The sequence below is a fragment of the Shewanella alkalitolerans genome (assembly GCF_019457575.1).
GTDB lineage: Bacteria > Pseudomonadota > Gammaproteobacteria > Enterobacterales > Shewanellaceae > Shewanella > Shewanella loihica.
In genome coordinates this window covers 1138351-1165261 of record NZ_CP080422.1, presented here as the reverse complement: position 1 = coordinate 1165261, position 26911 = coordinate 1138351, and the positions used below count along the sequence as shown (strand labels likewise).

The following is a 26911-nucleotide window of genomic DNA, read 5'->3' as shown; positions in this document are numbered from 1 at the left end:
TTTTTATTCATAATGTTATACAGCAACTTTTACAGTTGACGTTAACGTAAGGTTAAAATGTAAACCGTATTAAACGCCCTACCCTAGTCATACTTTATGCACAAATTTGAATTGACCTTTTACTAGGCAAAAGTTAATTTGGATGGTTCGGGTGCACATCAATCGCTTGAATTTCCCCGACGTAGTATTGGTTAGTATTAGGGAGTTTTTATATGAGCTTGTATCACCCCAGTTTTGAACGAGATAACTGTGGTTTTGGCTTAATCGCCCAGATGGATGGCGAAGCCAGCCATAGAATTGTACGTACAGCCATTCATGGCCTAGATCGCATGAAACACCGTGGTGGTATTGCCGCCGATGGTCGTACCGGCGATGGTTGTGGCCTACTTATGCAACTCCCCATTAAATTCTTCGAAGCCGTGGCCAGCGAGAACGACTGGCACCTGAGCCGTAAGTTTGCCGTGGGCATGCTGTTCCTAAGCCAAGATGAGGAAAAGGCCAACTACACCAAACGCACCCTGGAACGTGAGCTGGAGAAAGAAACACTGAGTGTGGCCGGTTGGCGTGAAGTCCCGGTCAACCCTGAGGTATTAGGCCCCATAGGCCAGGCCAGCCAGCCCAAGATCTGGCAGGTGCTGATCAACTCACCCATAGGTTGGCGTGAGAAAGATCTCGAACGTCGCCTCTATATGGCCCGTCGCCGCCTCGAGCAGCAGATAACTGACTGCGAAGACTTCTATGTTGCCAGCCTCTCTGGTCAGGTGATCGTTTACAAGGGGCTGATGATGCCCGCCGATCTACCGGCCTTCTATCCGGATCTGGCCGACATACGCCTGCAAAGCGCCATCTGTTTGTTCCACCAGCGCTTCTCAACCAATACTTCGCCCAAGTGGCCGCTGGCACAGCCGTTCCGCTATCTTGCCCACAACGGCGAGATCAACACCATAACCGGTAACCGTCAGTGGGCCCGTGCCCGCGCCTACAAGTTTAATGCCCCACTGCTGCCGGATCTGCAGCAGGCCGCGCCTTTCGTCAACGAGAGCGGCTCAGACTCCTCCTCATTAGATAACATGCTGGAGATGCTGCTCGCCGGCGGCATGGACCTCTACCGCGCCATGCGTTTGCTTATTCCACCCGCGTGGCAGAGTAACCCAGAGATGGACGATGAGCTGAAGGCCTTCTACGACTTCAACTCCATGCATATGGAGCCCTGGGACGGCCCGGCTGGCATAGTCATGACCAACGGCCGCCACGTGGCCTGTGCGGTAGACCGTAACGGCCTGCGCCCATCACGCTATGTGATCACCAAAGACCGTATCCTGACCCTGGCCTCTGAGATCGGCATCTGGGACTATGCCCCGGACGAGGTGGTCGAGAAGGGCCGTGTCGGCCCGGGGGAGCTGTTGGTGCTCGACACCCTCAACGGTCAGCTCTACTCCTCGTTTGAGATCGATAACGACCTTAAGCGTCGCCACCCCTACAAGGAGTGGATGGCCAAGAACAGTCAGACCCTGATCCCCGCCGAGCAGATGCCCAGCGAGGCCCAGGGCGTATGCGAGTTCTCCGCCGACACCCTGCTGCAATACCAGAAGCAGTTTGGCTACTCCCGAGAGGAACTGGAGCAAGTGATCTGGGTACTGGCCGAGAAAGGCGAAGAAGCCACGGGCTCCATGGGCGACGATACCCCTATGGCCGTGCTGTCGAAGAAGTCCCGTACCCTGTACGACTACTTCCGCCAGAAATTCGCCCAGGTGACCAACCCGCCAATCGATCCACTGCGTGAAAAGCATGTGATGTCCCTGGCCACCTGTGTTGGCCGTGAGCAGAACCTGTTTAACGAGACCACGGGCCACGCCTACCGCGTGATGTTCAGCTCGCCTATCCTGCTCTACAGCGACTTCAATCAGCTGCTGGCACTGGATTCGACCTACTACCGCGCTAACACTGTCGATCTTAACTATGACCTTAGCGAAGGCTTAGAGGCAGCCATTCGCCGTGTCTGCGACGAGGCCGAGCGCCTGGCACGTACCGGCACCACCTTGCTGATCCTCTCCGACAGGGCCACCGACAAGAGTAAGCAGGTGATCCCTGCCGCGATGGCCGTGGGCGCAGTGCAGCGCGTGCTGGTCGACAAGAGCCTGAGATGTGACACCAACATCATAGTCGAGACCGCCTCGGCCAGAGATCCGCACCACTTCGCGGTACTTCTGGGCTTTGGCGCCACCGCCATCTACCCTTACCTGGCCTACGAGAGCATCTCGGCACTGGCCAGCCGTCACGGCGTGCGCGAAACCCAGCAGCTGATGCTCAACTTCCGTCAGGGCATCGATAAGGGACTACGTAAGATCATGTCTAAGATGGGGATCAGTACCGTGGCCTCCTACCGCTGTAGTCAGCAGTTCGAAGCTATCGGCCTGTCATCTGAGGTGGTCGAGCTCTGCTTCAAGGGGGTGGTCAGCCGCATCGAGGGCGCGAGCTTCACCCTACTGGAGAAAGATCAACAGACGCTGCAGAAACTTGCCTTCCAGGCCCATCAGCCGCTGCCACAGGGCGGCCTGCTGAAATATGTGGAAGGCGGTGAATACCACTGCTTCAACCCAGATGTGGTCAACACGCTGCAGCAAAGCCTGCGCGACCAAGACTATGGCGTCTACAAGCGCTTCACCGAGTTGGTGGACGATAGACCCGTGGCGACCCTGAGGGATCTCTTCACCGTCAAGGGTGACAAGCAGGCCGTCGAGCTCGACAAGGTCGAGGCCGCCGAGACCCTTTACCCAAGATTCGACAGCGCCGCCATGAGTATCGGCGCCCTCAGCCCAGAGGCCCACGAGGCGCTGGCCGTGGCCATGAACCGCCTCGGTGGTCGCTCCAACTCGGGCGAAGGCGGGGAAGATCCGCGCCGCTTCAACTCTGAGCGTAACTCGGCCATCAAGCAGATCGCCTCGGGCCGCTTCGGCGTCACGGCGCATTATCTGGTCAACGCCGAGGTGCTACAGATCAAGGTCGCCCAGGGTGCCAAGCCCGGCGAAGGCGGTCAGCTGCCTGGCGACAAGGTGAGTGTAGAGATCGCCGCGCTGCGTAACGCGCGCCCTGGCGTCACCCTGATCTCGCCGCCGCCACACCATGACATCTACTCCATCGAAGACTTGGCTCAGCTGATCTTCGACCTCAAGCAGATAAACCCCAAGGCGATGATCTCGGTCAAGCTGGTATCTGAGCCAGGCGTTGGCACCATTGCCACAGGCGTGGCCAAGGCCTATGCCGACATGATCACCATCTCAGGTTACGATGGCGGCACGGGTGCCAGCCCTATCACCTCGGTGAAATATGCCGGTAGCCCGTGGGAGCTGGGTCTGGCCGAGGTGCATCAGTCGCTGGTCGCCAACGGCCTGCGCCACAAGATCCGCCTGCAGGTGGACGGTGGCCTCAAGACGGGTACAGACGTGATCAAGGCGGCCCTGCTAGGCGCCGAGAGCTTCGGCTTCGGTACCGTGCCTATGATCGCCCTGGGTTGTAAGTACCTGCGTATCTGCCATCTGAACAACTGCGCCACCGGCGTGGCGACCCAGAACAAGCAGCTGAGGGACAATCACTACCACGGCCTACCCGAGCGCGTGATGACCTACTTCGAGTTTATGGCCCGCGAGATCCGCGAGTGGATGGCTGCCCTCGGGGTGACCGAGTTTGAACAACTGGTGGGTCGCAGCGACTGGCTCGCGGCGCTGGAAGGCGCCACGGACAAGCAGCAACAGCTGGATCTGTCCGCCATCCTCTACAAACCAGAGGTACCAGAGGGCTGCGCCCTCACCTGGCGCGAGACCAACCCGACCGACGACAAGGGCGAGCTTAACCAGAAAATTTTGAGCCACTGCCAAGCAGCGGTCATTCAAGGCGAGCCACTGACTGCACGTTTCGAGATCAACAACACCGACCGCTCGGTAGGCGCCGCGCTATCTGGCTATATCGCCACCAAAGTCGGCCGTCAGGGTGCCAAGGCGCCGATACAGCTTAACTTCAGCGGCAGCGCGGGTCAGAGCTTCGGTGTCTGGAACGCTCCTGGCCTGTCACTGGATCTGTGCGGCGATGCCAACGACTATGTGGGCAAAGGCATGTCGGGCGGCAAGATCACCCTCTATCCGCCTGTGGGCAGCATGTTCCAGAGCGAAAAGAGCGTCATCCTTGGCAACACCTGCCTCTACGGCGCCAGCGGCGGTAAGCTGTTTGCGGCCGGTCAGGCAGGCGAGCGTTTCGCGGTGCGTAACTCGGGCGCCATCGCCGTGGTTGAAGGCCTGGGCGATAACGGCTGCGAGTACATGACAGGCGGCATCGTTGTAGTGCTGGGTAAGACGGGCGTTAACTTCGGCGCCGGCATGACGGGCGGCTTCGCCTATGTGTTCGATCGCTTCGGCCACTTCAACCGCCGTCTCAATACCGAGATGGTGGATATGCAGAAAGTGACGGCGCCGATACAGCAACAGCACCTCAAGGGGCTGATCGAAGAGCACGTTGCCGAGACCGGCAGCGAGCACGCCAAGATGTTGTTAAACGATTTTGAAAACTGGATCGATTGTTTCGTCCTGGTCAAGCCTAAGAATGTGGCGCTCGATGATCTCCTGCGTCTGGAACAAACTGAACCTGCATTAGCAGTGGTAGCGGGGTAATGGCCATGAGTAACGATTTTCAATTTATCGAAGTAGGCCGTAAGGATCCGACCAAGCATGACGCCAAGCATCGCGCCACGCAGTTTATCGAGATCTATCAGCCCTTTGCACAGCCTCAGGTCAACGAGCAGGCAGACCGCTGCCTCGACTGTGGTAACCCCTACTGTGAGTGGAAATGCCCGCTGCACAACTATATCCCCAACTGGCTGAAGCTGGCCAAACAGGGACGCATACTCGAGGCGGCCGAACTGGTACATGAGACCAACACACTGCCGGAGATCTGTGGCCGCGTCTGTCCCCAGGACAGGCTGTGTGAAGGCGCCTGTACCCTCAACGACGACTTTGGCGCCGTCACCATAGGCAATGTGGAGAAATACATTACCGACACCGCCATCGCCCAGGGCTGGCGCCCGGACATGAGCAAGGTGGTCAAGCGTCAGGAGCGCGTCGCCATCATAGGCGCGGGCCCTGCCGGCCTTGGCTGCGCCGACATCCTCGCCCGCAACGGCGTCAAGGCGGTGGTATTCGACAAGCATCCTCAGATTGGCGGCCTGCTCACCTACGGCATTCCCGCCTTCAAGCTGGATAAGTCTGTCATGGAGATCCGCCGCACCGTCCTCGAAGGGATGGGCATAGAGTTCAAGCTGGGCGTGACCGTAGGCCAAGATATCGGCTTCGACACCCTGCTGGCCGACTATGACGCCGTCTTCCTCGGCATGGGCACCTACACCCCGATGAAGGCCGGGCTGGAAAACGAAGATGCCAAGGGCGTCTACCAGGCCCTGCCCTACCTGATTGGAAACACCCACAATGTCATGGGTACCACAGACGAAGAGACGCCATATCTGAGCCTAGCCGGCCAGAAGGTGGTGGTACTCGGTGGCGGCGATACCGCCATGGACTGTGTGCGCACCGCCGTCAGACAGGGCGCCAGCGAGGTAACCTGTGTCTACCGCCGCGACGAAGCCAACATGCCCGGCTCACGCCGCGAGGTGCAAAACGCCCGCGAAGAGGGGGTCAACTTCCTGTTCAACCGTCAGCCGACGGCCATCAAGACCAGTGACGGCGCGGTCAGCGGCATCGAATGTGTCGAGACCGCCCTGGGCGCACCGGACGACTCGGGTCGTCGCCGCCCTGAGCCGATCGAGGGCAGCGAACAGTTGATCGAGGCCGATGCCATCATCATCGCCTTCGGCTTCCAGCCGAGTCCCGCCAAGTGGTTTGGCGACTATGGCATAGAGCTGGACCAGTGGGGCCGCGTGGTGGCGCCAAAAGTGGCCGATAACCCCTTCCAGACCAGCAACCCTAAGGTGTTCGCCGGTGGCGACATGGTGCGCGGCTCAGACCTTGTGGTCACCGCCATCGCCGAGGGCCGCGATGCCGCGCTCGGAATCCTCAACAGCTTCGAGGCTTAAGTCTGAACCGGCTCAGATTAGTTCTGAGCCGCACAATTTGGCTTGTAATTGGCGCTTTAACTTTGAGTGAGAGTTAAAGCGCTTTTTTTCGCCAGGGGAAAACCAGGCTGGTTTTTGGTGGTATAACGTTTGACCTTGTTGGTGATTGATTAAGAGTGTTTGAAGGTCGCACCTTCATTGATGCTTATAGCCTGCGGCTCGCTGATGTGCAGATACATCTACTACACGCCGTGAATCCATCCGTGGAGGCTCGGCGATGGCATCCCTGCCATCGACGTCCGCAGATGCATCTACACTCGGTATCCAACGTCTCTTCGATTTGACTTCATTTGGTACGTATAGATACAAGTCATTATTTTTTTTCAGAAAAAGTTCAATCAATGTGACATAGCATATTGAAATTGGGCATCAATATAGATTAAAGTGTGAACAATTAAGGACAGAACAAGGCAATCTCGAAGTCACCATCGAGCACGCCTTTTAGGGAAGAAGAAGCCTATCAACAATGTGCCCAATAGCCTCCCAAAAGTTAACTCTAACCTCACTTATTACATTAGAGGTCTGGAGAAACTCTTTCATGTCTTCAGTAACACTGATCCTGACATACTTCACAGACACCCGACATCAAAATGTATAATTTAAAAATAAAACATTAAGATAGGACTTAAATATAATGCATAGAATTGTTCAAACACACCTTAAAAAATTCCTATCAGAAAAAGGGATAGTTGAAAAAGACCCTTCAAAGCAGTTTGAGTTTTTTGTTAATTACTGCATTACTAGCAGATTTTTTACTGGTAAGTTTGATGTAAGAGACATAACAACAGCTGATGAAGATGCGGGTATTGATGGTATAGCTATTATTGCAGATGGTGAACTGGTAACAACTGAAGAAGAAGTAACTGCACTTTTTTCGAGCCATAAAAAAAGTATTGAAGTAGAGTTCGTCTTCATTCAGTCAAAAACATCAGATAAATTCGACAAAAAACAAATGGCGAGCTTTGGTGAAGGAGTTTTTGACTTCGCAAATGAAACTCCAGAATTTCCGCATGACGACATATTGACAGAAGCTAGCAAAATTTTTGAAATTGTTGTAGAAAACGTAGACAAAGTTAAAAATGGAAAACCTAATGCATCTACTTACTTTGTAACCACTGGTGTTTGGAATAACGAAAGAGAGCTTGAAGCTGCCCTAAAGACCACGCAAAGAAAAGTTAATGGCACTGGATACTTTAATAAAGTTGAAAGTAAAAAAATTGACAGAGATGAACTAATAAAAATCTGGAGTTCTATACATCAACCAGTTGAAGCAATTGTTAAAGTGAAAGGTTACGTCCCTTATAATGAAATGAAAGGAGTAGAAGAGTCCTACATTGCAATCATCCCTGCTCAGAATTATGTTGAATCATTGCTTCTTGCAGAAGATGGAAAAATGCGAGGAGGAATATTTGATGAAAATGTTAGAGCGTATCTCGGAGAGACTAATGATGTTAATAAAAAAATCAAAGAAACATTACAGAGTGAAGAGTTAAAAGACTATTTTGCACTCCTAAACAACGGCATAACGATTGTCTCTCCTGATGTACGAGTACAAAGTGACTCAATAAGTCTGTCTAACTATCAAATAGTTAACGGATGTCAAAGTAGCCATGTATTATTCAGAAATAAGGAAAAACTAAGTGAGAACACGATGATTACAGCTAAGGTTATTGAAGTTGATAACCCTGAGATCGTCAATAAAATTGTTGAAGCCACAAACAATCAGAGCCATGTTTCCAATGAGAAATTTCTATCACTTAAATCAAAATCTAAGTTGGTAGAAAGTTACTTTAATAGCTGGAATGAGGAAAGCGAAGACGACTCTAAAGTTTTCTTTGAACGTCGAGACAATCAATATGCAGGCTTAGGTATAAGTGATACAAAAATATTTGACATTCGGACAGTTGCTCGTGCTTTTGCTTCAATGTTTCTGGAGATCCCTCATACATCAGCAAGCTATCCAACACAAATATTTGAACAATCTGGCGATAATTTGTTCGAAGACAATCAAAATGAAATTGCATATTACACTGCAGCATTGGCGCTGTATAAATTCAATAGACTATTTAATAGCAAAAAACTTCCTGGTAACTTTGGAAAATATCGCTGGCATACATTAATGTTGCTTAAGTACGTCATTAATGGGAAATCGAAAGCACCAGAGACAAACTCGAAGAAAATAACTAGTTATTGTACAAAAATAATCGAAGCGCTTAGCGAACCAAGAGATGAACATTTAAAGTACTTTGAACAGTGCAAAGATATTATCGAGAAGGGAGGGTGGGCTTCTAAAGATAGATTAAAAAGGTCACTCCATACTAATGAGCTAAAAGAACTAATAAAAAATGAACTAAAGTAAAAAGGCATACAGCAGGAACCCCTTGCTCATCTATGAACAGAATTTTTGAAATAGATAGTCTCTTTGTTCTTAGTTTTGGGCTGGCGGTGCTAAGCAGCACCAGCCCACCAGCTTTCCTAGGGTTTAAGTCTACTCGCTAGGTATAATATTAACCTGAATATACTAGAGTATTAAAAATGGACAATTTTGAGAAGTATAGTAGTCGTAAAAATTTCCTTGTAGACAATGGTTTTACTGGGGAGGTAGCTCCTCAAACATGGGCTCTTTTTGCCGATCATAATAATAAGCTAGTATTTGTCGGAGTAAATAGCCTCGATATTGAAAAAACTTTGGTTGTTGGTTATAGCTGGGAACATACTCAAACAGGCAGGAAGAACGGCAATTACAAAAAAGCGCTAAACTGTATAGAACTGGTTGAGAATCAAAATTATGGAGTTTTAGGATTTCATTTTAGCTTCACTAAAAGCTTGTATTCAAAACCAACTCCACATTATTTAGTGAAAAAGAATGATGGGTGGCATGCTATACCGAAAGACATTGATAATAATAAATTTATAGACCTAGCAGATGAAGTAGATGTATCTAGTACCAATCCCTTTTATGGAAGTCGAACACCCAAAAAGCTCAAAAAAATAGGCAATGTGTATGAAAGGGATGTGCGTGTTGCAGCTCAAACATTGTTACTTGCTGGCGGAATGTGTGAACTGTGTGAGAAACCAACATTTTTGAAAACAAATGGAAAACCTTTTTTAGAGGTGCACCATGTTCTTCCCTTATCTAATGGTGGTAGCGATACAATAACAAATACAGCAGCTTTATGCCCTAATTGCCACAAGGAATTACATTTTGGCCAACAATCAGACACTTTAACAAGCAAGTTATATGACCAACTTCCTAGGCTCGTGAGGGAGTAGCATGCAAAAAGTCAAATTTAGAACTTTTATAAAGATACAAAGTGGAACAGAAGTCACTTTGGATTAACGCTGTTCAAAATCTTCTCAAAAGGTCAAATCGAAGAGATGGATAACCGGGTGTAAACACGCTTTTGGCCTTCGAAATCATGGATGATTTCGCAGAGCATCCATGGATGGACTCGCTGCGTGCCAAAAGCGTGTTTGCACATGAGCCTGCCGCAGGCAATAGGTAAAACGTGAAGAAATGATTATAAATTAACCTTCAAATACTATTTACGGTAGATGCTAAAGAAGCGAAAACGAATTGCTGCAAGCAATTCAAAATAACGCCTGATGTCTCGGCGTGAGTCTCCCTATCTCGCCACCGAACCACTTTATTGCTATATTAGCGCCCATTATCTTAAGACAGGCTGCGCCTTCGTGCGGCCAGATCCACCTAGACCATAAAGGGTATTCAATGAAAATTGGTATTATCGGCGCCATGGAGCCAGAAGTCGCTCATCTTATCGCGTCTATGACAGACACTCAGACCCAGACCATCGCCGGCATAGAGTTTGTCGCCGGACAGCTTGAGGGCAAAGAGGTGATCGTCACCCGCTCTGGCATCGGCAAGGTCACCGCCAGTGTCGCCACCACACTGTTGATTGAGAAATATGCCCCGGATTATGTGATCAATACAGGCTCGGCGGGCGGTTTCGTCGACAGCCTGGCTATCGGTGATATCGTTATCTCCTCTGAGGTGCGTCATCACGACGTAGATGTCACCGCCTTTGGCTACGAGATTGGTCAGATGGCTCAGCAACCGGCGGCCTTCATGCCAGACAGAACTCTGGTCGAGGCTGCCAAGAAGGCGGTAGCGGATCTGGGCGAGGTGAAGGCTATCGAAGGGCTTATCTGCACCGGCGACAGCTTCATCTGCGACCCTGAGCGCACTAAGGTGATGCTAAGTAACTTCCCGACCATGGCGGCCTGTGAGATGGAGGGCGCTGCGATTGCCCAGGTGTGTCACCAGTTCAAGGTGCCTTTCGTGGTGATCCGCTCGCTGTCTGACAACGCCAACAACGACTCGCCGGTAGATTTTGACAGCTACCTGGTGAAAGCGGGCCATCATTCGGCGCTGATGGTGATCTCGCTGCTAAAACACCTGTAACTGTCAGACTCAGGGACGGCACACAGACCGCGACGCGATGCACGATCTCATCCAACAGCTACTGCTCGACAGCCCCTTCTATCAGGGGGCTGCCATCTTGTTGGTGGCCATCTTCATGGCGCTGCTGGCACCGCTGCCCAGGGAATACCAGGCCTTCTACTGGTTTTCTCAGCTGGCGCGCAGCCTGTCGGCCAAGGTGGCGAGATCTGATCGCTCCGCAAATCAGCAGCGAGTAGCGGGCAGCCTCTCTGTACTGCTCCTGGTGCTGCCCTTCTGGCTGATCTTAAGCTTCCTTTTGGAGCTGGCGGCCTTCCCCTGGTTCTTCGAGTGTCTGTTTCTCTATCTCTGCCTGTGCGACGAGCAGTTTCATAAGGTGGCGGAGGAGACGGGTCAGGCGCTTGCACGTCAAGACAAGCAGCGCGCCCGTCGCCTGCTGAGCCAGTGGGTCTATCGCGATACCCGCGAGCTTTCCGAGGTGGGCATGAGCAAGACGGTGATCGAGAAGTTGATGACCACCTCCATCTACGGCACGGTCGCCACCATACTCTTCTTCGCCGTTGGCGGTGCCCCGCTGGTGCTGGGCGCGCGAATGATTAAGCAGCTGGAATACACCTGGCCTGCGCTCAACCCGCAATACCGCGAGTTTGGCCGCCCCGTCTATCTGCTGAGCTCCCTGCTCTACTGGCTGCCGACCCAGGCCTGGAACTTCACTCTGGCTATCCAGGGCGGCCCCGGCGCCTTGGTGCAGCTACTAAGGCCCACCAAGAGCCCGCTGCCGATAAACAATCATCTGGCCACCTGCGCCCTAGCGGCCAAGGTGCTCAACACCGAGCTTGGCGGCCCACAGAAGTTTGCCGGGCAGAGGGTTGATATCGCCCGTATCGGCACTGGCCCCAAACCCACGCCCCACACCATCACGGCGGCGCTCAGGCTGCTGCGTCTGAGCAAGGGGATCTGGGTACTCTCCGTGCTGCTTATCCCCTGTCTGTGGGCCACGCTGCGGCTGCTAGCGCACGCTTAATCGCCACTCTGTTCTACGTCGCCTCTCCCTTGGCGTCTTTTGACTAGACAAGCCAAAAACCCTTGGTATTATTCCCCTCTGGCGGCAACATATTGACACAATAGGCATAACGACTTTGTTTGAGAATCTTCACATTTCCCTGACCACACCGGCGCTGCTGTTTCCGGCGATCTCACTGTTACTCCTTGCCTATACCAACCGCTTCTTCTCGCTGGCGGCACTGATCCGCAGCCTGAGCGCCGAGGGCAAACCTGTGCACTCTGGGCAGCTGAAAAACCTGCGTCGCCGCATCGTCATCATTCGCCGCATGCAAGAAGCTGGCGTCTCTAGCTTCGCCCTGTGCGTCCTGTGTATGATCTTCATCTATGTGGGCTTTAACAAGACTGGCTCAGTCATCTTCGGCTCCAGCCTGCTGCTCCTGCTCTACTCTCTGTTGTTGTCTGTGCTCGAGATCCGCATCTCGGTCGATGCCCTCAACTACCACCTGCAAGAGCTAGATCAATGAAGGAGTGGATCTACTTTTTCGACCTCTGCGGTACCGCGGTATTTGCCCTCTCCGGCGCCTTAGCCGCCGGGCGTCATCGCATGGATCCCTTTGGGGTGATAGTGCTTGCCTCGGTCACCGCCATTGGCGGCGGCAGCATACGTGACGCCTTGCTGGGCACCACGCCGGTATTTTGGATCCGCGACCCCAACTACATCATAGTGATCTTGGCAACCGTGCTGCTGGCCCTGCTGTTTATTCGCAAGCCCAAGAAGGTGCCCCAGTACACTCTGCCGGTGGCCGATGCCTTCGGATTAGCCTTGTTTACCGTGATCGGGGCGGAAAAGGCACTCAATCTTGGCCTCAGCGGCATGATTGCCGTGGTGATGGGCTTGATAACTGGCGTCGGAGGCGGCATTATTCGAGACATACTCTGTCGCCAGATCCCCATGATATTGCGCACCGAAATCTATGCGACCGCCTCGATATTTGGCGGGATAAGCTATACCTGTGCCATCACCTGGGGCTTGGCCGATAAGGTGGCCCTGGCCATCGCCATGATAAGTGCGCTCGTCATTCGCTTGGCGGCCATCAAGTGGCACCTGAGACTACCGGCGTTTGAATTAAAGAAAACATAAGATGATCAAGCAGTTTTTAGTTAGCATTCTGATGATATTGCCCCTGGCTGTCCAGGCGGCTCCCGGCGATATGCCCGCCGAGCAGCAGATGGCGATCAAGTATATTCAAGCGCTGACGGATCATGACTACCGCACCCTGGCCTCCTTCTACAACCGCGACAGCGTGTTTAAGGATCGCACCGCCAGCAAGACCTACACGGGAAGACGCGACATCATAGAGTTTTTCGAGCGTGCCCATCGCGGCGTGCTGGAATACGATTTCAACATAGAGCACATGTACAACTCGGGCTCACTGGTGGTGATGATAGGCAACTACCACTATCGCGGCCCCGGCAGCCTGTTTGGCAAGCCGGGCAAGGTAATTGAGCTAGCGATCCCCGGGGTGACCACGGTCAAACTGGATCTGGCCAACCACAGGGTGAAGGAGCATGAAGATCTGATGGACTATCAGACTATGCAGGATCAGCTCGCCACTCAGTAAGCGGGTCTAGCCTAGCGCTAGCCACTTTCAAGCTCTCCAAGTTTCAAGCTTTCCACCTCGCCAGCAGCATAACTCTTTAACTTTTCGCCAAACATAAAAAAGGCCTGCATTAAGCAGGCCTCTTGAAATGATTCGACGTTAAATCGTTAAACCAGGGTGATCTTGGCAAACTTGCGCTTACCCACCTGGAACACGCCCGTCATGCCAGCGTTAAGCACTAGGCGGCTGTCTTCAATCTTGTCGCCATCCAGCTTAGCCGCGCCCTGCTTGATCATACGCATCGCCTCAGAGGTCGAGCTGACCAGGCCTGCATCTTTAAGTACGTTGGCGATACCGATACCGTCACCGGCGGCAATCTCGATCTCCTGGATATCATCTGGGATCGCGCCCTTCTGGAAGCGGTTGATAAACTCCTGATGCGCCGCCTCGGCTGCCGCCTCGTCGTGGAAACGAGCGATGATCTCTTTCGCCAGGGCAATTTTCACATCTCTTGGGTTAGTGCCGTTGTCGACGTCGCTCTTAAGCTGGGCAATCTCTTCCAGTGGACGGAAAGAGAGCAGCTCAAAGTAGCGCCACATCAGGTCATCAGAGATAGACATGATCTTGCCAAACATCTCACCGGCAGGCTCGCTGACGCCGATATAGTTGTTGGCCGACTTAGACATCTTCTTCACGCCGTCCAGACCTTCCAGCAGTGGCATCATGATCACCGCCTGTGGCTTCTGACCCGCGGCTTTTTGTAGCTCACGGCCCATCAGCAGGTTGAACTTCTGATCCGTACCGCCAAGCTCGACGTCGGCTTCCAGCGCAACAGAGTCATAGCCCTGTAGCAGTGGGTACATAAATTCGTGGATGGCGATCGACTGACCCGAGGCATAGCGCTTCTTAAAGTCGTCACGTTCCATCATGCGGGCAACTGTCTGCTGTGAGGCCAGACGGATCATGCCCGCCGCGCCCAGCTCCTCTAGCCAGCTCGAGTTGAACTCGATGCGGGTCTTGGCCGGATCCAGGATCTTGTACACCTGTTCCTTGTAGGTTTCGGCGTTTGCCAGCACCTGCTCGCGTGTCAGCGGAGGACGCGTGCTGTTCTTACCACTCGGATCACCCACCATGCCGGTGAAGTCGCCGATCAGGAAGATCACTTCGTGTCCCAGCTCCTGGAAGGCACGCATCTTATTGAGGATCACAGTATGGCCAAGATGAATATCCGGCGCGGTTGGGTCGGCCCCCAACTTGATGCGCAGAGGACGTCCCTCTTTTAATTTTTCCAGCAGATCCGATTCGAGCAAGATCTCGTCGGTACCACGTTTAATTTCTGCTAATGCTTGGTCTAAATTAGCCATCTTGGCAGCTACTCCTAAGAGCCGATAGGTAAATAATGGGGACTAATGTTACTTGTTAGCCAGCACAAATGAAAGAGTGTACACTAACAGGATCGGCTTAAGTGTTAGAAATTGGTATCGGAGTCAATGGGAAAGATCATCACACTCTTAAAACTATTACCCAGATTGCATCAAATCATATTGAGTGTCTTAGTGATGATCACCATAGGCGTGATATTTATCCCCTCCGACGATGCCGAGGCCTCCCGTTCAACCAATACCTCGTTAACGGGCAAGATTCGCCTTGGCGAACAAGCCGGTAACAGCCCATCCAGCGAAAACTCAGACAATGACATCAAGACCAGGGGCAACGCCTACCCCGTGCCCCTCGCCTTTCGCACGCCCGAGCCCCCCAGCGCCGATGAGATCGCCCGCAATACCCAAGAGAGCGGCAGCCTAGACCTTAATGGCAGCCTAGACCTAAATGAGAGCCCCCTGACCCAGGTCACCGACAACCCAGTCGTCGCCGAGCCTGAAGAGGAAAGGGAAAGCAGCGAGGAGTTTACCGTGCGCAGCGGCGACACTCTGGCCGCCCTGTTTAAACGCGCCGGACTCACGGCCCGCGACGTGTATGAGATCACCCAGCTGCCCAAGGCCAAGAAGAACCTTTTGAAGATCATGCCCGGCGAAGAGATCATTATCGTCAAAGACGATGCTGGTCAGCTCAAGCGGGTGATCTATCATCTGGACCCCATCTCGACCCTGAAGATCTGCAAAGATGACAAGGGCTACAGCGAAGAGATCATCAAGAAGACGGTGGAGAACCGCACCAAATTTGCCAGCGCCACCATCAGCAGCAATTTCTGGAACGCCGGTGTCGGCGCCGGGCTGACGCCCAACCAGATCATGCAGCTGGCCACCATCTTCGGCTGGGATATCGACTTTGCCCTGGATCTGCGCCAGGGCGACAACTTCGCCATCCTATTTGAAGAGGAGTACGCCGACGGCGAGTTCCTGCGTAACGGCAATATCCTGGCCGCCGAGTTCTATAACCAGGGCGATCGCTACACGGCGGTGCGCTACAAGGATGGCAACTACTATTCCGACGAGGGGCGCAGCATGCGTAAGGCCTTCCTGCGCTCGCCGGTGGACTTCAAGTATGTCAGCTCCAGCTTCAACCCACGCCGCCTGCACCCGGTCACAGGTCAGGTCAAGGCCCACCGCGGCGTAGACTATGTGGCCGCCGTCGGCACCCCCATCAAGGCCGCGGGTAAGGGACGGGTGATCAAGTCCGGTTACAACCAATACAATGGTAACTATGTCTTCATCAAACATAATGAGACCTATACCACCAAGTATCTTCACCTCAAGAAACGTAAGGTCAAGCAGGGCCAGACGGTCAAACAGGGGCAGATCATCGGCACCCTGGGTTCGACCGGCCGCGTCACAGGCGCCCACCTGCACTACGAATTTATCGTTAACGGCGTGCATCGCAATCCACGTACGGTCAAGCTGCCGCAATCTCTGCCCATAGACAGCAAGGAAAAATCCAGCTTCCTCGCCCTGAGTAAGCAATTGATGGCTAAACTTGAACAGAACAAGCAAGTGCAATTGGCCTCCCAGTGAGTCTCTCTTTTGGGTCAACAGACCCCAGGACACCTAGATGAGCAAACATTACTATATCGGCCTGATGTCGGGCACTAGCATGGATGGTGTCGACGCGGTATTGGTCGACTTCACCGACGATAAGATCACCCTCGTCGATACCCATACCGAGCCGCTGCCCAGCCATCTGCTGAGCGGCCTACAGCGCCTGTGTCAGTCGGGATCTGACGAGATCAACCGCATGGGCATACTGGACCGCAGCGTCGGCAAGCTGTTTGCCCAGGCGGTCGAGGGCCTGCTGACCAAGAGCGGCGTCGACAGACATCAGATCATGGCCATCGGCAGCCACGGCCAGACGGTGCGCCACATGCCCAACCTGGAACTGGGCTTTACTTTGCAGATTGGCGACCCCAACACCATCGCCGCCCTCACCGGCATAGATGTCATCGCCGACTTTCGCCGTAAAGATATCGCCCTGGGCGGTCAGGGTGCGCCTTTGGTGCCCGCCTTTCACCAGCAGCTGTTTGCGAGAGCCGGCCACCAGCGGATGATCCTTAACATAGGCGGCATCTCCAACATCACCTATCTGCCGGGGGATGCCAGCGCTGTAATTGGGTTCGATAACGGTCCGGGCAATACCCTGATAGACACCTGGATAAAACAGGTCCAGGGCGAGGCTTTTGACAGGGACGGCGCCTGGGCAGCCAGTGGCAAGACCGATGAGCAGCTGCTCAAGCAGATGCTGTCCCACTCCTATTTCTCCCTCAGCGCCCCCAAGAGCACGGGACGCGAGTTGTTTAACCAGGCCTGGCTGGAGCAGCAGACCGCCGATTTCGGCTATCTGCACGAGGCGGATATTCAGTCCACCCTGCTGGATCTCACCTGCCACAGCATCGCCAACGACTGCCTTAAGCTTACCGATAAGGCCGAGCTGTATGTGTGCGGTGGCGGCGCCTTTAACACAGAGCTGCTAACACGCCTGGCGGCATTACTGCCCGGCTATCAGGTGCACACCACCGCCAGCCTAGGGGTCGATCCTCAGTGGGTGGAAGGCATCGCCTTCGCTTGGCTCGCCATGCGCCACAAGCTGGGGCTGCCGGGCAACCTGCCGGCGGTCACGGGCGCCAGCCGGGAAACCGTGCTCGGTGGCCTCTTCCCCGGCAACTGAGTAAGCCGTCTGAGTAAGGCAGCTGATCACGATAACTAACACTATCCAAGGCGCTCTGCACCGCCCGGCCCAGGGACAAAACTGTTAGCCTAGGGCGGCGCAGATTGCTATCATGGCGGCCAATCGGCCTAGCCACTAATTGATGAAAGAGACCGCAATGACCAAGAGTGCACAACAAGCCAGCCAGATGACCCCAGAGGCCCGTTACGACTATCTCGTCGAACAAGCCAAGGCCACCAAAACCCTATGGACCCTACAGGATGTCGATGGCTGCGTCATGCTGACCACAGAAGATGAAGACTGCATCCCTATGTGGCCATGTGAAGAATCCGCCAAGCAGTGGGCCGTCGACGATTGGGCCGACTGCATCCCACTGGCCATCCCGCTGGACGAGTGGCTGGAGCGCTGGGTGCCTGGCATGCAGGACGATGACCTGTTTGTCGCCGTGTTCCCGGTACAGGACGATCTAGGCGTGGTGATCCCACCCTATGAGCTTGAGCAGCGCCTGACGCCTAAGCCGCGTCACTGATCGGCCAACGTTAACGCTATCGGTTCAGATAATGGAAGAGAATAAGGTGTCGATGCCAGAGATGACTGAGACAAACGGCCAGGCTGACAAGGCACAAGCCGCTGAACTCGCAAAAGTTGCTAACCAGCAACCGGTGAAGGCCAAGCTGCCCAAGCGTCTGCTGGCCCTGCTGAGTCTGCTGACCCTGGCCTCCGTCAGTGGCCTGATGGCCAAGCAGGGTGTGCTGTTTTGCATGCTGACCCTGCTGATGGTGATTGCCGTGCTTGGCCGCCAGAAGGCCGGACTCTATATGCTTAGGGGCTACACCATCATACAGCTCGGCTTGGTGAGCCTGCTGCCGGTGATCTTATATGACCCTGACAACCTGGTGGCCGGTCCCTCGACCTTTCACCTGGGCGATTGGCAGGGCAAGCTGCCAGATTGGTTAGTGTTCACTGTGCTGATCCTGCTGGCCGTGGTGCAGGTATGGATAGCCTTCACCCCTAAGGTAAAGGCCTACTGCCATATCAAGAACAGCATGAATATCATGAAGTAGCCCAAGGCTCGCGGTTTTCAGCTAAGCCTCAATCAAAAGCACAAAAAAGCCAGCTATTGCTGGCTTTTTCTTTAGGTGCTCTATGCACCGGCCCGCTTTCTGGGACTAAACCGAGAAGCTGGCACCACAACCACAGGTGGTGGTGGCGTTAGGGTTCTTAACGAAGAAACGAGAGCCTTCCAGGCCCGAGGTGTAATCCACTTCACCGCCTACCAGGTATTGTAGGCTCATTGGATCGACAACCAATTGAACCCCTTGTTTCTCAACGGTAAAGTCACCTTCGTTGACCTTCTCATCGAATGTAAAGCCATACTGAAAACCTGAACACCCGCCGCCGGTCACGTACACACGTAACTTAAGCGCGTCATTTTGCTCTTCCTCCAATAAGGTTTTAACCTTGGCCGCTGCCGCGTCGGTAAAACGAATTGGCATTGTATCTTCAGCTTGTTCAGTCATTACTACCTCTTACATCGGTTTGCTGAGCGGAATTATCCGATACCTGACTATTTTGTTCAAGTAATAGTCGTGGCTCTGTTGAAATCTGTGAACCTTCGCCCTCCTCGGCGGGCGCGTAGCCCTCCTCTCCATGGGGCTCTTCTACCGCGTTGGGCTCGCCGCCTGAGCGGGCACCTACGTCAGTGTCACCCTCTGGCGTGGCCAGCAGCTCTTGGGCGCTGAAGCTCTGCTGCGCCTTTGCTCCCTTACTCCAGCGGCTGGCCGGCACTATGACCTCAGTCTCGACCCGAGACAGCTCGAAATCGCTCGGCAGGGTGATCTGCGCCTCCAGGGTTTGGAAATAGCGAAAGCTGAAGGCAAACTTGGTATCGGTGAGCGATGAAAGTGGCAGAGTCACTATCTTGCCCTGCTGCACACCGACGAACGCCAGCTTGGCCTGGCCCTTCAACGCTTGCTTGCGCTTCTGCAGCTGAGTAAGCACTAACTTGATCTGATACTGATGGGTCAGCGGGCCCGGCGCCATCTCCAGTCCGTGAATGGCGACGCCATCGGCCTGATGCTCTGGCGCCATGATGCTGCGGTAGAAGGCCAGCTCTCTGTCGAGCGACTTCTGTTTCTGATGCTGCTCGAGAAACATCTTCTGCATGTTACCGTTGGCTTCGCGCTCCAGCGACAGCTCCAGATTACGTGATGCCAGCACCTCGGCCTGCTCCTTCAATGCCTGGCGCAGCTCGGCCTCGCGGCCATTGGATTGGGTCGGTGTCACCGAATGATTGGCGGACCAGAGGTCCCAGGTCAACACGCCGAGTAAGAAGGCCACGATCACTAAACAAAACAGATAAACGCTCGAAGGTCTAATTTTTCGTTCGAGCACTTGCATGCGATCGACCCAGCGATGATAATTTGGCATTAAGTACTAGCCCCTTATGATAATTTCTTCATTCGCCCCGCGAAGCGTTACTAACGATTGATCCGGAAGGTTACTGTGCAGCTCAGAATAAACAGCGCCATACAGCAATGCCAGAAATACCTGAATACCGACCTCAAAGACAAATTGGCCCAGGCCAAGATCAGCGTGCAGCTTTGTGGCCTCGCCCTCGCCTTCGCCCTGGTGGCCTCTGGCGTGATCATTCTGTTTCGACTTTTATTGCTGTGGCTCAACCAGCTCACCCAGACCCAAGAGTGGCAGTTTACTGGCAACTTAGGTGACTGGCGAGTCCTATTGCCACTTTTAGGGGCGATCTTAATCTGGTTTGTGGCCGTTTTGGGATCCAAGCGCTATAAACGCATGGGGATCGCCTATGTGATGCAGCGGATGAAATTGCACTACGGCAAGATCCCCCTGCAGTCCGCGCCGGGACAGTTCTTTCAGGCGCTTTTTGCCCTGGCGACCAACTTCTCCGTGGGCCGTGAGGGCCCGGCCATACACCTGGGCGCGGTAAGCGCCAGCGTGATGGCAGAAAAATTTAAGCTGCCCGACAACAGCGTGCGCATCATGTGCGCCAGTGGCATCGCCGCCGGGATTGCCGCCACCTTCAACGCCCCGCTGGCAGCGGTTATCTTCGTATTCGAGGTGATACTCAGGGAATACAAGGTGCATTACTTCTTCCCCATCATGCTCTCGGCCATCTGCGGCGCCCTCTCCAGCCAGCTGGTGTTTGGCAATATCCATGAATATGACCAGATAGGGGTGAGCCATATTCCCCTGTCGCAATATCCCGTACTGGCGCTGTGCGGCGTCACCCTGGGCTGTATCGCCGCCCTGTTTAATCACACCCTGCTGAAAGTCACCGCCAAGGGGCAGCAGCACCCCCTGATCCTGCGCCTACTCATCGCCGGGCTTATCACCACCATCATAGGTTTCTTCCTGCCACAGGCGCTGGGCAGCGGCGATCTGGCCATCAGTCATGCCATCAGCGAGCACCCCAGCCTGGCGCTGCTGGTCGGCCTGTTGCTGGGCAAGATAGTCGCCACCATCGCCGCCATCGGCTTGGGAATACCCGGCGGCATCATAGGCCCGCTGTTTGGCATAGGCGCGCTCATTGGCGCCATCCTCGCCGTGGTCAGCGCCATGTTGTTTCCCACCATCACCCCCTATGTGGGCCTATACACCATCATAGGCATGACGGCCATGATGGGGGTCTGCCTCAGCGCCCCCCTGGCGGCCCTGGTCGCCCTGCTGGAGCTGACTAATAACGCCGCCATCATCTTACCGTCCATGTTCGTGACCATTCCGGCGTTCCTGATCGCCCATCAGGCGTTCAATACCAAGTCGCTGTTTTACAAGCAGATAGAGCTGATGGGACTGGACTACAAGGTCTCCTCGGTCAAACTCGGCCTGCAGAAACAGGGGGTGCGCGCCGTGATGGACAAACGCTTCGTTATCGTGAAAGACAACGACGAGCTGCTGCTGGAGGTGCTTAAGCGCGCCGAGGGGCGATCTGTGTTAATGCAGAACAATCAGGGGCAGATGGAGATGTTGCAGATAGAGCTGCAGGTCACCGAGGAGATGAGTACCCTGACCCGTCACCCCATAGAGGGCCTAGTGGATACCGCCACCCTGAAGGAGGTCTACGACATTCTCTCCAAGGAGCGTCGCGGCGAGGTGTTTATCTATCAGGATAGGCGCGACAATGTGGTTGGGGTGATCAGCTGGGTGATGCTGCAAAAAGAGATCAACCAGGGGCAGATCTAACAGGCGCCAGCCTAAAGCCAATGAGCATGGCGCCGCCTGTATTTGGTATTAACTTTTAGAGTCTCAAGTAAAACAAGACTGAGTTAAAACAAGACTGGGCTAGAGCCTACGCTTGAGTCGCTTCTCAATCTGGCGTTTCTCCCAGCTCGCCCCAAACAGGCTAAAGGGCTCGAATACCGAGATGGCGTGCAGCACCAGGCCGCCGCCCCATCCCAATACCACCCACCAGACCCACATATAACCTGGGCTTATCATCAGATTCAGCAGGTAGAGTAGCGGCAAGACGATCGCCATGGTCACCAGGTTGCTGTAGAAGCCTTTCAGCTCTTTGACATATTCGATGGCGGCGCGCTCATCACTGCTGATCGGCGCCAGGCTCTCATTAACGGCTTCATCGGTTTGTTTGTCCATTGTCATACTCATATCCATCTCCTGTTGCAGCGCCTCCAGAGGCACCTCAAATACCGAAGCTAAAGATTTCAATGATTCGAGACTCGCCTTCTGTCCCCTCTCTAGGCGCTGTATGGTGCGCACATTAAGCCCTGAATGCTGCGCCAGTTGCTCCTGCGACCAGGCCCGTTGAAGACGTAGTTTACGAATAATCATTGTTGTCCTTAACCCTCTGTTTAATTGGAGATGCCAGCTTAGCCCCGGGTAGCTTGTCCCACCACGGCGTTTAGCCGACTTATGCATGACTTAAGCATGACTTTGATAAAACATCAGCACGACATAAACACGACTCGAGCACGACACGCCTGCCGACTCAGACAAGAGAACAGCGCGACACCCGCATGACTCGCCTTTAGTTTCAACAGGTTAAATACGCGCAAAACCTAAGATGCTAACTAATCCGCACTAAGTCGCTCGGCGCACTTACCCGCTTCTTGCCGCTACCACTCGTCCCTGCTACTCGACTCTATATTCGGCGCCAATCTGGCTCACAGGATCTAGTCAAACAAAGCTTGTGCCAACACGCAAATTTGCCCGGCGGGTTATTCCACCACCTCGCTATGTCTGGTATAGTGTCGCCTCAGCCACCCTACATAACTTAGGGCGAAATGACCATCTGCTTCGGCCATTTTGCCCCCCGAAATTGGAAATAAAGGCTGATGACTCAGTTTCAAGGTTCACACATCCTCTCGGTAAACCAACTCAATCTAGATGCCGTACAAGAGATCTTTAGCGTTGCATCGCGAATGACTCCCTATGCCCTCAGACGTAAACGTACCACGGTACTCGACGGCGCGATTCTGGGTAATCTGTTTTTCGAACCCAGCACCCGTACCCGGGTCAGCTTCGGCAGCGCCTTCAACCTGCTGGGCGGCAAGGTCAACGAAACCGTCGGCATAGGCACCTCATCCCTCTCTAAGGGTGAGTCTCTGTACGACACCGCCCGCGTACTTTCTAGCTACTCGGATGTGATCGCCATGCGTCATCCCGATGCCTATTCGGTACGTGAGTTTGCCGAGGGCAGTCGAGTACCAGTGATCAACGGTGGCGACGGCCCGAACGAGCACCCCACCCAGGCGCTGCTGGATCTATTCACCATACAGAAAGAGCTGGCCGCCGGTGGCCGCAGCATCAGCGGCATGCACATCGCCATGGTGGGCGACCTCAAGTTTGGCCGCACGGTACACTCGCTGTCGCGCCTGCTGTGCATGTACAAGGATGTGAGCTTCACCCTGATCTCACCAAAAGAGCTGGCAATGCCAGACTATGTGATCGATGACATTGAAAATGCTGGGCATAAGATCACAATAACAGATCAACTTGAAGGCAATTTAGATCAGGCTGATATACTCTACCTGACGCGTATTCAAGAAGAGCGTTTTCCTTCGCAGGAAGAGGCCAACAAGTATCGTGGTAAGTTCCGCTTAAACCACAATATTTACACACAGCATTGCAAATCGAATACAGTGATCATGCATCCGCTGCCCCGCGATTCGAGAGAGCAGGCCAACGAGCTGGACAATGACCTCAACAGTCATCCAAACTTGGCCATCTTCAGACAGGCAGACAACGGATTGCTTATCCGCATGGCGCTGTTTGCGTTGACATTAGGTGTTGATTCACAGCTTGAACAGCACGAATGTCCGGTAAATTGGTATTCACAAAAAGCCGATTTTTAATCTGGCGACGACTTTAAAGGATCTAGAATGACCCGTTCTGAAACCCTATTTGAGCAGGCTAAGAAAACTATCCCTGGTGGCGTTAACTCACCCGTGCGTGCCTTCAACGGCGTGGGTGGTTCACCACGTTTCATCGAAAAAGCCGACGGCGCTTACATCTATGATGCCGACGGCAAGGCCTATATCGACTATGTTGGCTCTTGGGGCCCGATGATCTTGGGTCATAATCATCCAAAGATCCGTCAAGCCGTATTGGACGCGGTAGAGAATGGCCTCTCTTTCGGCGCGCCAACCGAGCTTGAAGTGCGCATGGCCGAGAAGGTGATCGAGATGGTCCCTTCGATGGAGCAGGTTCGTATGGTGAGCTCAGGCACAGAAGCCACCATGAGCGCCATCCGTCTGGCACGGGGCTTTACCAATCGCGACAAGATCCTCAAGTTTGAAGGCTGCTACCACGGCCACGCCGACTGTCTGCTGGTAAAAGCAGGCTCTGGCGCCCTGACCCTAGGTCAGCCAAGCTCTCCGGGTATCCCAGAAGATTTCGCCAAACACACACTGACCGCGGTTTACAACGAGCTGGAATCGGTGAAGGCGCTGTTTGAACAGTACCCAGAAGAGATCGCCTGTATCATCCTTGAGCCAGTTGCTGGCAACATGAACTGCATCCCGCCAATCCCAGGCTTCCTAGAAGGCTTGCGCGCCCTGTGTGATCAGTATGGCGCCCTGCTGATCATCGACGAGGTGATGACAGGTTTCCGCGTCTCTAAGAGTGGTGCACAAGGCCACTACGGCATTACGCCTGACCTGACCACACTGGGTAAGGTTATCGGCGGCGGTATGCCAGTGGGCGCCTTTGGTGGCCGTAAAGAGGTGATGCAGTTCATCGCCCCTACAGGTCCTGTGTATCAGGCAGGTACCCTGTCGGGTAACCCTATTGCCATGTCGGCAGGTCTAGCGCAGATGGAAGAGCTGTGCGCCGAAGGCCTGTATGAAGAGCTGGCCGCCAAGACCAAGCGTATCGCCGAAGGCTTCAAGGCCGCAGCCAACAAGCATGGTATTCCGCTGAGCATCAACTATGTGGGCGGCATGTTCGGTTTCTTCTTTACCGAGCTGGAGCAGGTAACCCGCTTCGATCAGGTCACCCAGTGTGATGCAGAAGCCTTCCGCACCTTCTACCACGGCATGCTGGACGAAGGCGTTTACCTGGCGCCTAGCGCCTATGAAGCTGGCTTCCTCTCTATGGCACATGGCGAGAAGGAACTGGAAGAAACGCTGGCCGCAGCGGATCGCGTCTTCGCCCGCATGGCTAAGTAATAGCTAGCGCCAGTCATTCGAACGAGAAATCGTAACGAAAAACAGAAAGGACGCCCAGGCGTCCTTTTTTATTGCCCGGCTTTACCCATAGCCTAGGCCTTTACTTGCAGCCTAGGCCTTTACTTGCAGCCTAGGCCTTTACTCCTTGCCTAAACATTTGGCTCAAAGCCTAGGCCTTCGTCTCAGTGCCTGTGCTCGCCCCACGCTTTGTCACCAAAATCGGCTCGCCTTAGCCCCGCTCGATTCAAGATACTAAACATCGATTCGCCTGGCAGGACGCAAATCGTAAACAATTTATTCCAACTTGACAGCCGCAGCCAGTAGAGACTCTTGTAGAAATGACAATATTCAGGGGAATACCCTAAATCCAGTAAAGCCGAAGGCGAGAAATCAGCAGCTTTCACCACAGATTCAAGGAATCAAAAAATATTCCGCTATTTCAAAAGCCTCGACGTGCGCGAGATCGCATTTTTCAGTGAAATTAGACTAAGGTAACACTTGCGTATTATCCCATCCTATGGTCAGATCGCCGCCTAACACAACAACCTTAACCAAACCTTGATGTAAATCATGCCGTCTCACCTCTGCCGGACGGGATTTACTATCAGCCGTAGGAACAAATGTATGCTCAACATTTTCCTGATCACACTTGCTGTGCTAGCGCTATTAAGCATTATTTTTGAAGAAGTTACCCACATTAATAAGGCTAAAACCACCCTCTTCTTCGGCTGTGTTGCCTGGATCACCCTGTTTGTTGCGGCGCGGGATCCCAGCCACCAGCACCTAGTGGCAGAGGAACTGGACCACAACCTGTTGGAAATCGCCACCCTCTGGCTCTTCCTGATGTCCACCATGACCTTCGTAGCCTACCTGAACGCCAAGGGGATGATTCAGATCCTGGTGCAGAAGCTGTTCCCCCAGAAGGTCTCTGTGCGCATGCTGATGATACAGGTGGCACTCTTCTCCCTGGTGCTGTCGGCCATCTGTGATAACGTCACCGCGACCCTGGTTTCCCTGGGCTTGTTGACCACCTTCCAACTCGAGAGCCAGATGAAGCGCCGCATGTCGGTACTCATCATCTTCGCGGTCAACTCGGGCGGTGTGGCGCTGATCACAGGTGACGTGACAACCCTGATGATCTTCCTCGGCGGCCATGTCCATATCTCGCAGCTGCTTATGCTATTTATCCCGGCGGCGGCCAGTGTGATGCTACTGGCGGTGCTCTTCTCGCTGAAGGCGGAAGGCTATGTGAGCACCACCCCTATCAAGCGCCAATACAGCAAGCTGGATGTGTTTATCGCCCTCATTTTCCTGATCACCATCATAATGACCATGGTGCTCAACATCTTCTTCGGTATTCCCCCTGTGCTGACCTTCCTGTCGGGTCTGTCTGTGATGTTCCTGATGGGCACGCTGCAGCGCAGCAACAAGGAGGAGCTACAGATCCTCGAATATATCCGTCAGGTAGAGTTCGAAACCCTGCTCTTCTTCCTGGGGATCTTGCTGCTCGTAGGCATGCTAAAAGAGATTGGCACCCTGCATCTGCTGACCGAGGTCTATGCCAAGTTTGACCCTAACATCTCGAACTTCGTGACGGGTATCGGCTCGGCGATTTTGGATAACGTACCGCTCACCGCGGCGCTATTGAAGGCCGAACCTGTGCTCAATACCCCAGAGTGGCTGGGCCTCACCTACTCAGTGGGCGTGGGCGGCTCGCTGCTGGTGATTGGTAGTGCGGCGGGTATCATCGCCATGAGTAAGGTGAAAGAGCTCACCTTCGTCACCTACCTCAAGTATGTGCCTGCACTGGCCCTGTGTTATACCTGTGGTTACGGTCTAACGTTGCTACTGGCCTACGAGTTCTTTGGCTAGGCCCCCTGTGACTAAGCACTCTTTGTCTAGCTACTGAAACCAAACAAGACTCAAACGAAAAAGGCGATGAATGATTCATCGCCTTTTTTTCTTACTGATTTCGCATCTGCTGATTTGACTTAGG

The 26911-nt window shown here is 53.8% G+C and carries 21 protein-coding genes; 17 read left to right on the top strand and 4 right to left on the bottom strand.

Annotation, left to right across the window (positions count from 1 at the left end):
- The first annotated feature begins 212 nt into the window (after positions 1-212).
- From gltB to K0J45_RS05115, 9 genes are all read left to right on the top strand, one after another.
- On the top strand, positions 213-4661 hold the full coding sequence (gene gltB / locus K0J45_RS05155; RefSeq protein ID WP_220044532.1) for a glutamate synthase large subunit: 4449 nt from the start codon (positions 213-215) through the stop codon (positions 4659-4661).
- A gap of 5 nt (positions 4662-4666) precedes the next feature.
- Positions 4667-6076, top strand: coding sequence for an FAD-dependent oxidoreductase (locus K0J45_RS05150; protein WP_144201078.1), 1410 nt, complete (start codon positions 4667-4669; stop codon positions 6074-6076).
- 673 nt (positions 6077-6749) lie between these two features.
- A complete protein-coding gene (locus K0J45_RS05145) occupies positions 6750-8474 on the top strand; it encodes an AIPR family protein (RefSeq protein WP_220044530.1) in 1725 nt (574 codons plus the stop codon).
- Positions 8475-8650: 176 nt separating this feature from the next.
- Positions 8651-9388, top strand: coding sequence for an HNH endonuclease (locus K0J45_RS05140; protein ID WP_220044529.1), 738 nt, complete (start codon positions 8651-8653; stop codon positions 9386-9388).
- Between the two features lie 457 nt (positions 9389-9845).
- Complete coding sequence (mtnN, locus tag K0J45_RS05135; RefSeq protein ID WP_220044528.1) at positions 9846-10538, top strand: 5'-methylthioadenosine/S-adenosylhomocysteine nucleosidase; 693 nt, start codon at positions 9846-9848, stop codon at positions 10536-10538.
- 37 nt (positions 10539-10575) lie between these two features.
- Positions 10576-11559 carry a cobalamin biosynthesis protein CobD/CbiB gene (locus K0J45_RS05130; RefSeq protein WP_220044526.1) on the top strand — a complete coding sequence of 328 codons (984 nt, stop codon included), beginning with the start codon at positions 10576-10578 and terminating at the stop codon, positions 11557-11559.
- A 115-nt stretch (positions 11560-11674) separates the two neighbouring features.
- Positions 11675-12064 carry a DUF2721 domain-containing protein gene (locus K0J45_RS05125; RefSeq protein ID WP_011864829.1) on the top strand — a complete coding sequence of 130 codons (390 nt, stop codon included), beginning with the start codon at positions 11675-11677 and terminating at the stop codon, positions 12062-12064.
- The gene (locus K0J45_RS05120; RefSeq protein WP_011864828.1) at positions 12061-12681 is read left to right on the top strand and encodes a trimeric intracellular cation channel family protein; all 621 of its coding nucleotides are present in this window, start codon (positions 12061-12063) and stop codon (positions 12679-12681) included. Before K0J45_RS05125 ends, K0J45_RS05120 begins: the two co-directional genes overlap by 4 nt.
- 1 nt (position 12682) lies before the next feature.
- Positions 12683-13162, top strand: a complete 480-nt coding sequence (locus K0J45_RS05115; RefSeq protein WP_220044525.1) for a nuclear transport factor 2 family protein — start codon at positions 12683-12685, stop codon at positions 13160-13162.
- A gap of 146 nt (positions 13163-13308) precedes the next feature.
- On the opposite strand, the gene tyrS is transcribed toward K0J45_RS05115, so the two are convergent.
- Positions 13309-14505 carry a tyrosine--tRNA ligase gene (gene tyrS, locus K0J45_RS05110; RefSeq protein WP_011864826.1) on the bottom strand — a complete coding sequence of 399 codons (1197 nt, stop codon included), beginning with the start codon at positions 14503-14505 and terminating at the stop codon, positions 13309-13311.
- Between the two features lie 126 nt (positions 14506-14631).
- Between tyrS and K0J45_RS05105 the strand changes: the two genes are divergently transcribed.
- From K0J45_RS05105 to K0J45_RS05090, 4 genes are all read left to right on the top strand, one after another.
- Positions 14632-16110 carry a peptidoglycan DD-metalloendopeptidase family protein gene (locus K0J45_RS05105; RefSeq protein WP_220044523.1) on the top strand — a complete coding sequence of 493 codons (1479 nt, stop codon included), beginning with the start codon at positions 14632-14634 and terminating at the stop codon, positions 16108-16110.
- Positions 16111-16147: 37 nt separating this feature from the next.
- Positions 16148-17257: an anhydro-N-acetylmuramic acid kinase gene (locus K0J45_RS05100; protein ID WP_220044522.1), complete on the top strand. Its 1110-nt coding sequence runs from the start codon at positions 16148-16150 to the stop codon at positions 17255-17257.
- Between the two features lie 157 nt (positions 17258-17414).
- A complete protein-coding gene (locus K0J45_RS05095; protein WP_398351021.1) occupies positions 17415-17786 on the top strand; it encodes a DUF2750 domain-containing protein in 372 nt (123 codons plus the stop codon).
- 61 nt (positions 17787-17847) lie between these two features.
- On the top strand, positions 17848-18321 hold the full coding sequence (locus tag K0J45_RS05090) for a hypothetical protein (protein ID WP_434086960.1): 474 nt from the start codon (positions 17848-17850) through the stop codon (positions 18319-18321).
- Positions 18322-18426: 105 nt separating this feature from the next.
- Here K0J45_RS05090 and erpA read toward each other — a convergent pair whose 3' ends face one another.
- On the bottom strand, positions 18427-18777 hold the full coding sequence (gene erpA, locus K0J45_RS05085) for an iron-sulfur cluster insertion protein ErpA (protein ID WP_011864821.1): 351 nt from the start codon (positions 18775-18777) through the stop codon (positions 18427-18429).
- On the bottom strand, positions 18770-19687 hold the full coding sequence (locus K0J45_RS05080) for a DUF6776 family protein (protein WP_220044521.1): 918 nt from the start codon (positions 19685-19687) through the stop codon (positions 18770-18772). The genes erpA and K0J45_RS05080 overlap by 8 nt, the downstream gene beginning before the upstream one ends.
- A 75-nt stretch (positions 19688-19762) precedes the next feature.
- Between K0J45_RS05080 and K0J45_RS05075 the strand changes: the two genes are divergently transcribed.
- Positions 19763-21472 carry a chloride channel protein gene (locus K0J45_RS05075; protein ID WP_220044519.1) on the top strand — a complete coding sequence of 570 codons (1710 nt, stop codon included), beginning with the start codon at positions 19763-19765 and terminating at the stop codon, positions 21470-21472.
- A 99-nt stretch (positions 21473-21571) separates the two neighbouring features.
- On the opposite strand, the gene K0J45_RS05070 is transcribed toward K0J45_RS05075, so the two are convergent.
- Positions 21572-22078: a 2TM domain-containing protein gene (locus tag K0J45_RS05070; protein WP_220044518.1), complete on the bottom strand. Its 507-nt coding sequence runs from the start codon at positions 22076-22078 to the stop codon at positions 21572-21574.
- 503 nt (positions 22079-22581) lie between these two features.
- Here K0J45_RS05070 and K0J45_RS05065 point away from each other — a divergent pair.
- The 3 genes from K0J45_RS05065 to nhaD all read left to right on the top strand — a co-directional run bounded on the left by K0J45_RS05065 (position 22582) and on the right by nhaD (position 26787).
- On the top strand, positions 22582-23601 hold the full coding sequence (locus K0J45_RS05065; RefSeq protein WP_011864817.1) for an aspartate carbamoyltransferase: 1020 nt from the start codon (positions 22582-22584) through the stop codon (positions 23599-23601).
- A 27-nt stretch (positions 23602-23628) separates the two neighbouring features.
- Positions 23629-24915: a glutamate-1-semialdehyde 2,1-aminomutase gene (hemL, locus tag K0J45_RS05060; RefSeq protein WP_144201058.1), complete on the top strand. Its 1287-nt coding sequence runs from the start codon at positions 23629-23631 to the stop codon at positions 24913-24915.
- 624 nt (positions 24916-25539) lie between these two features.
- Positions 25540-26787 carry a sodium:proton antiporter NhaD gene (gene nhaD, locus K0J45_RS05055; RefSeq protein ID WP_011864815.1) on the top strand — a complete coding sequence of 416 codons (1248 nt, stop codon included), beginning with the start codon at positions 25540-25542 and terminating at the stop codon, positions 26785-26787.
- Positions 26788-26911: the final 124 nt, after the last annotated feature.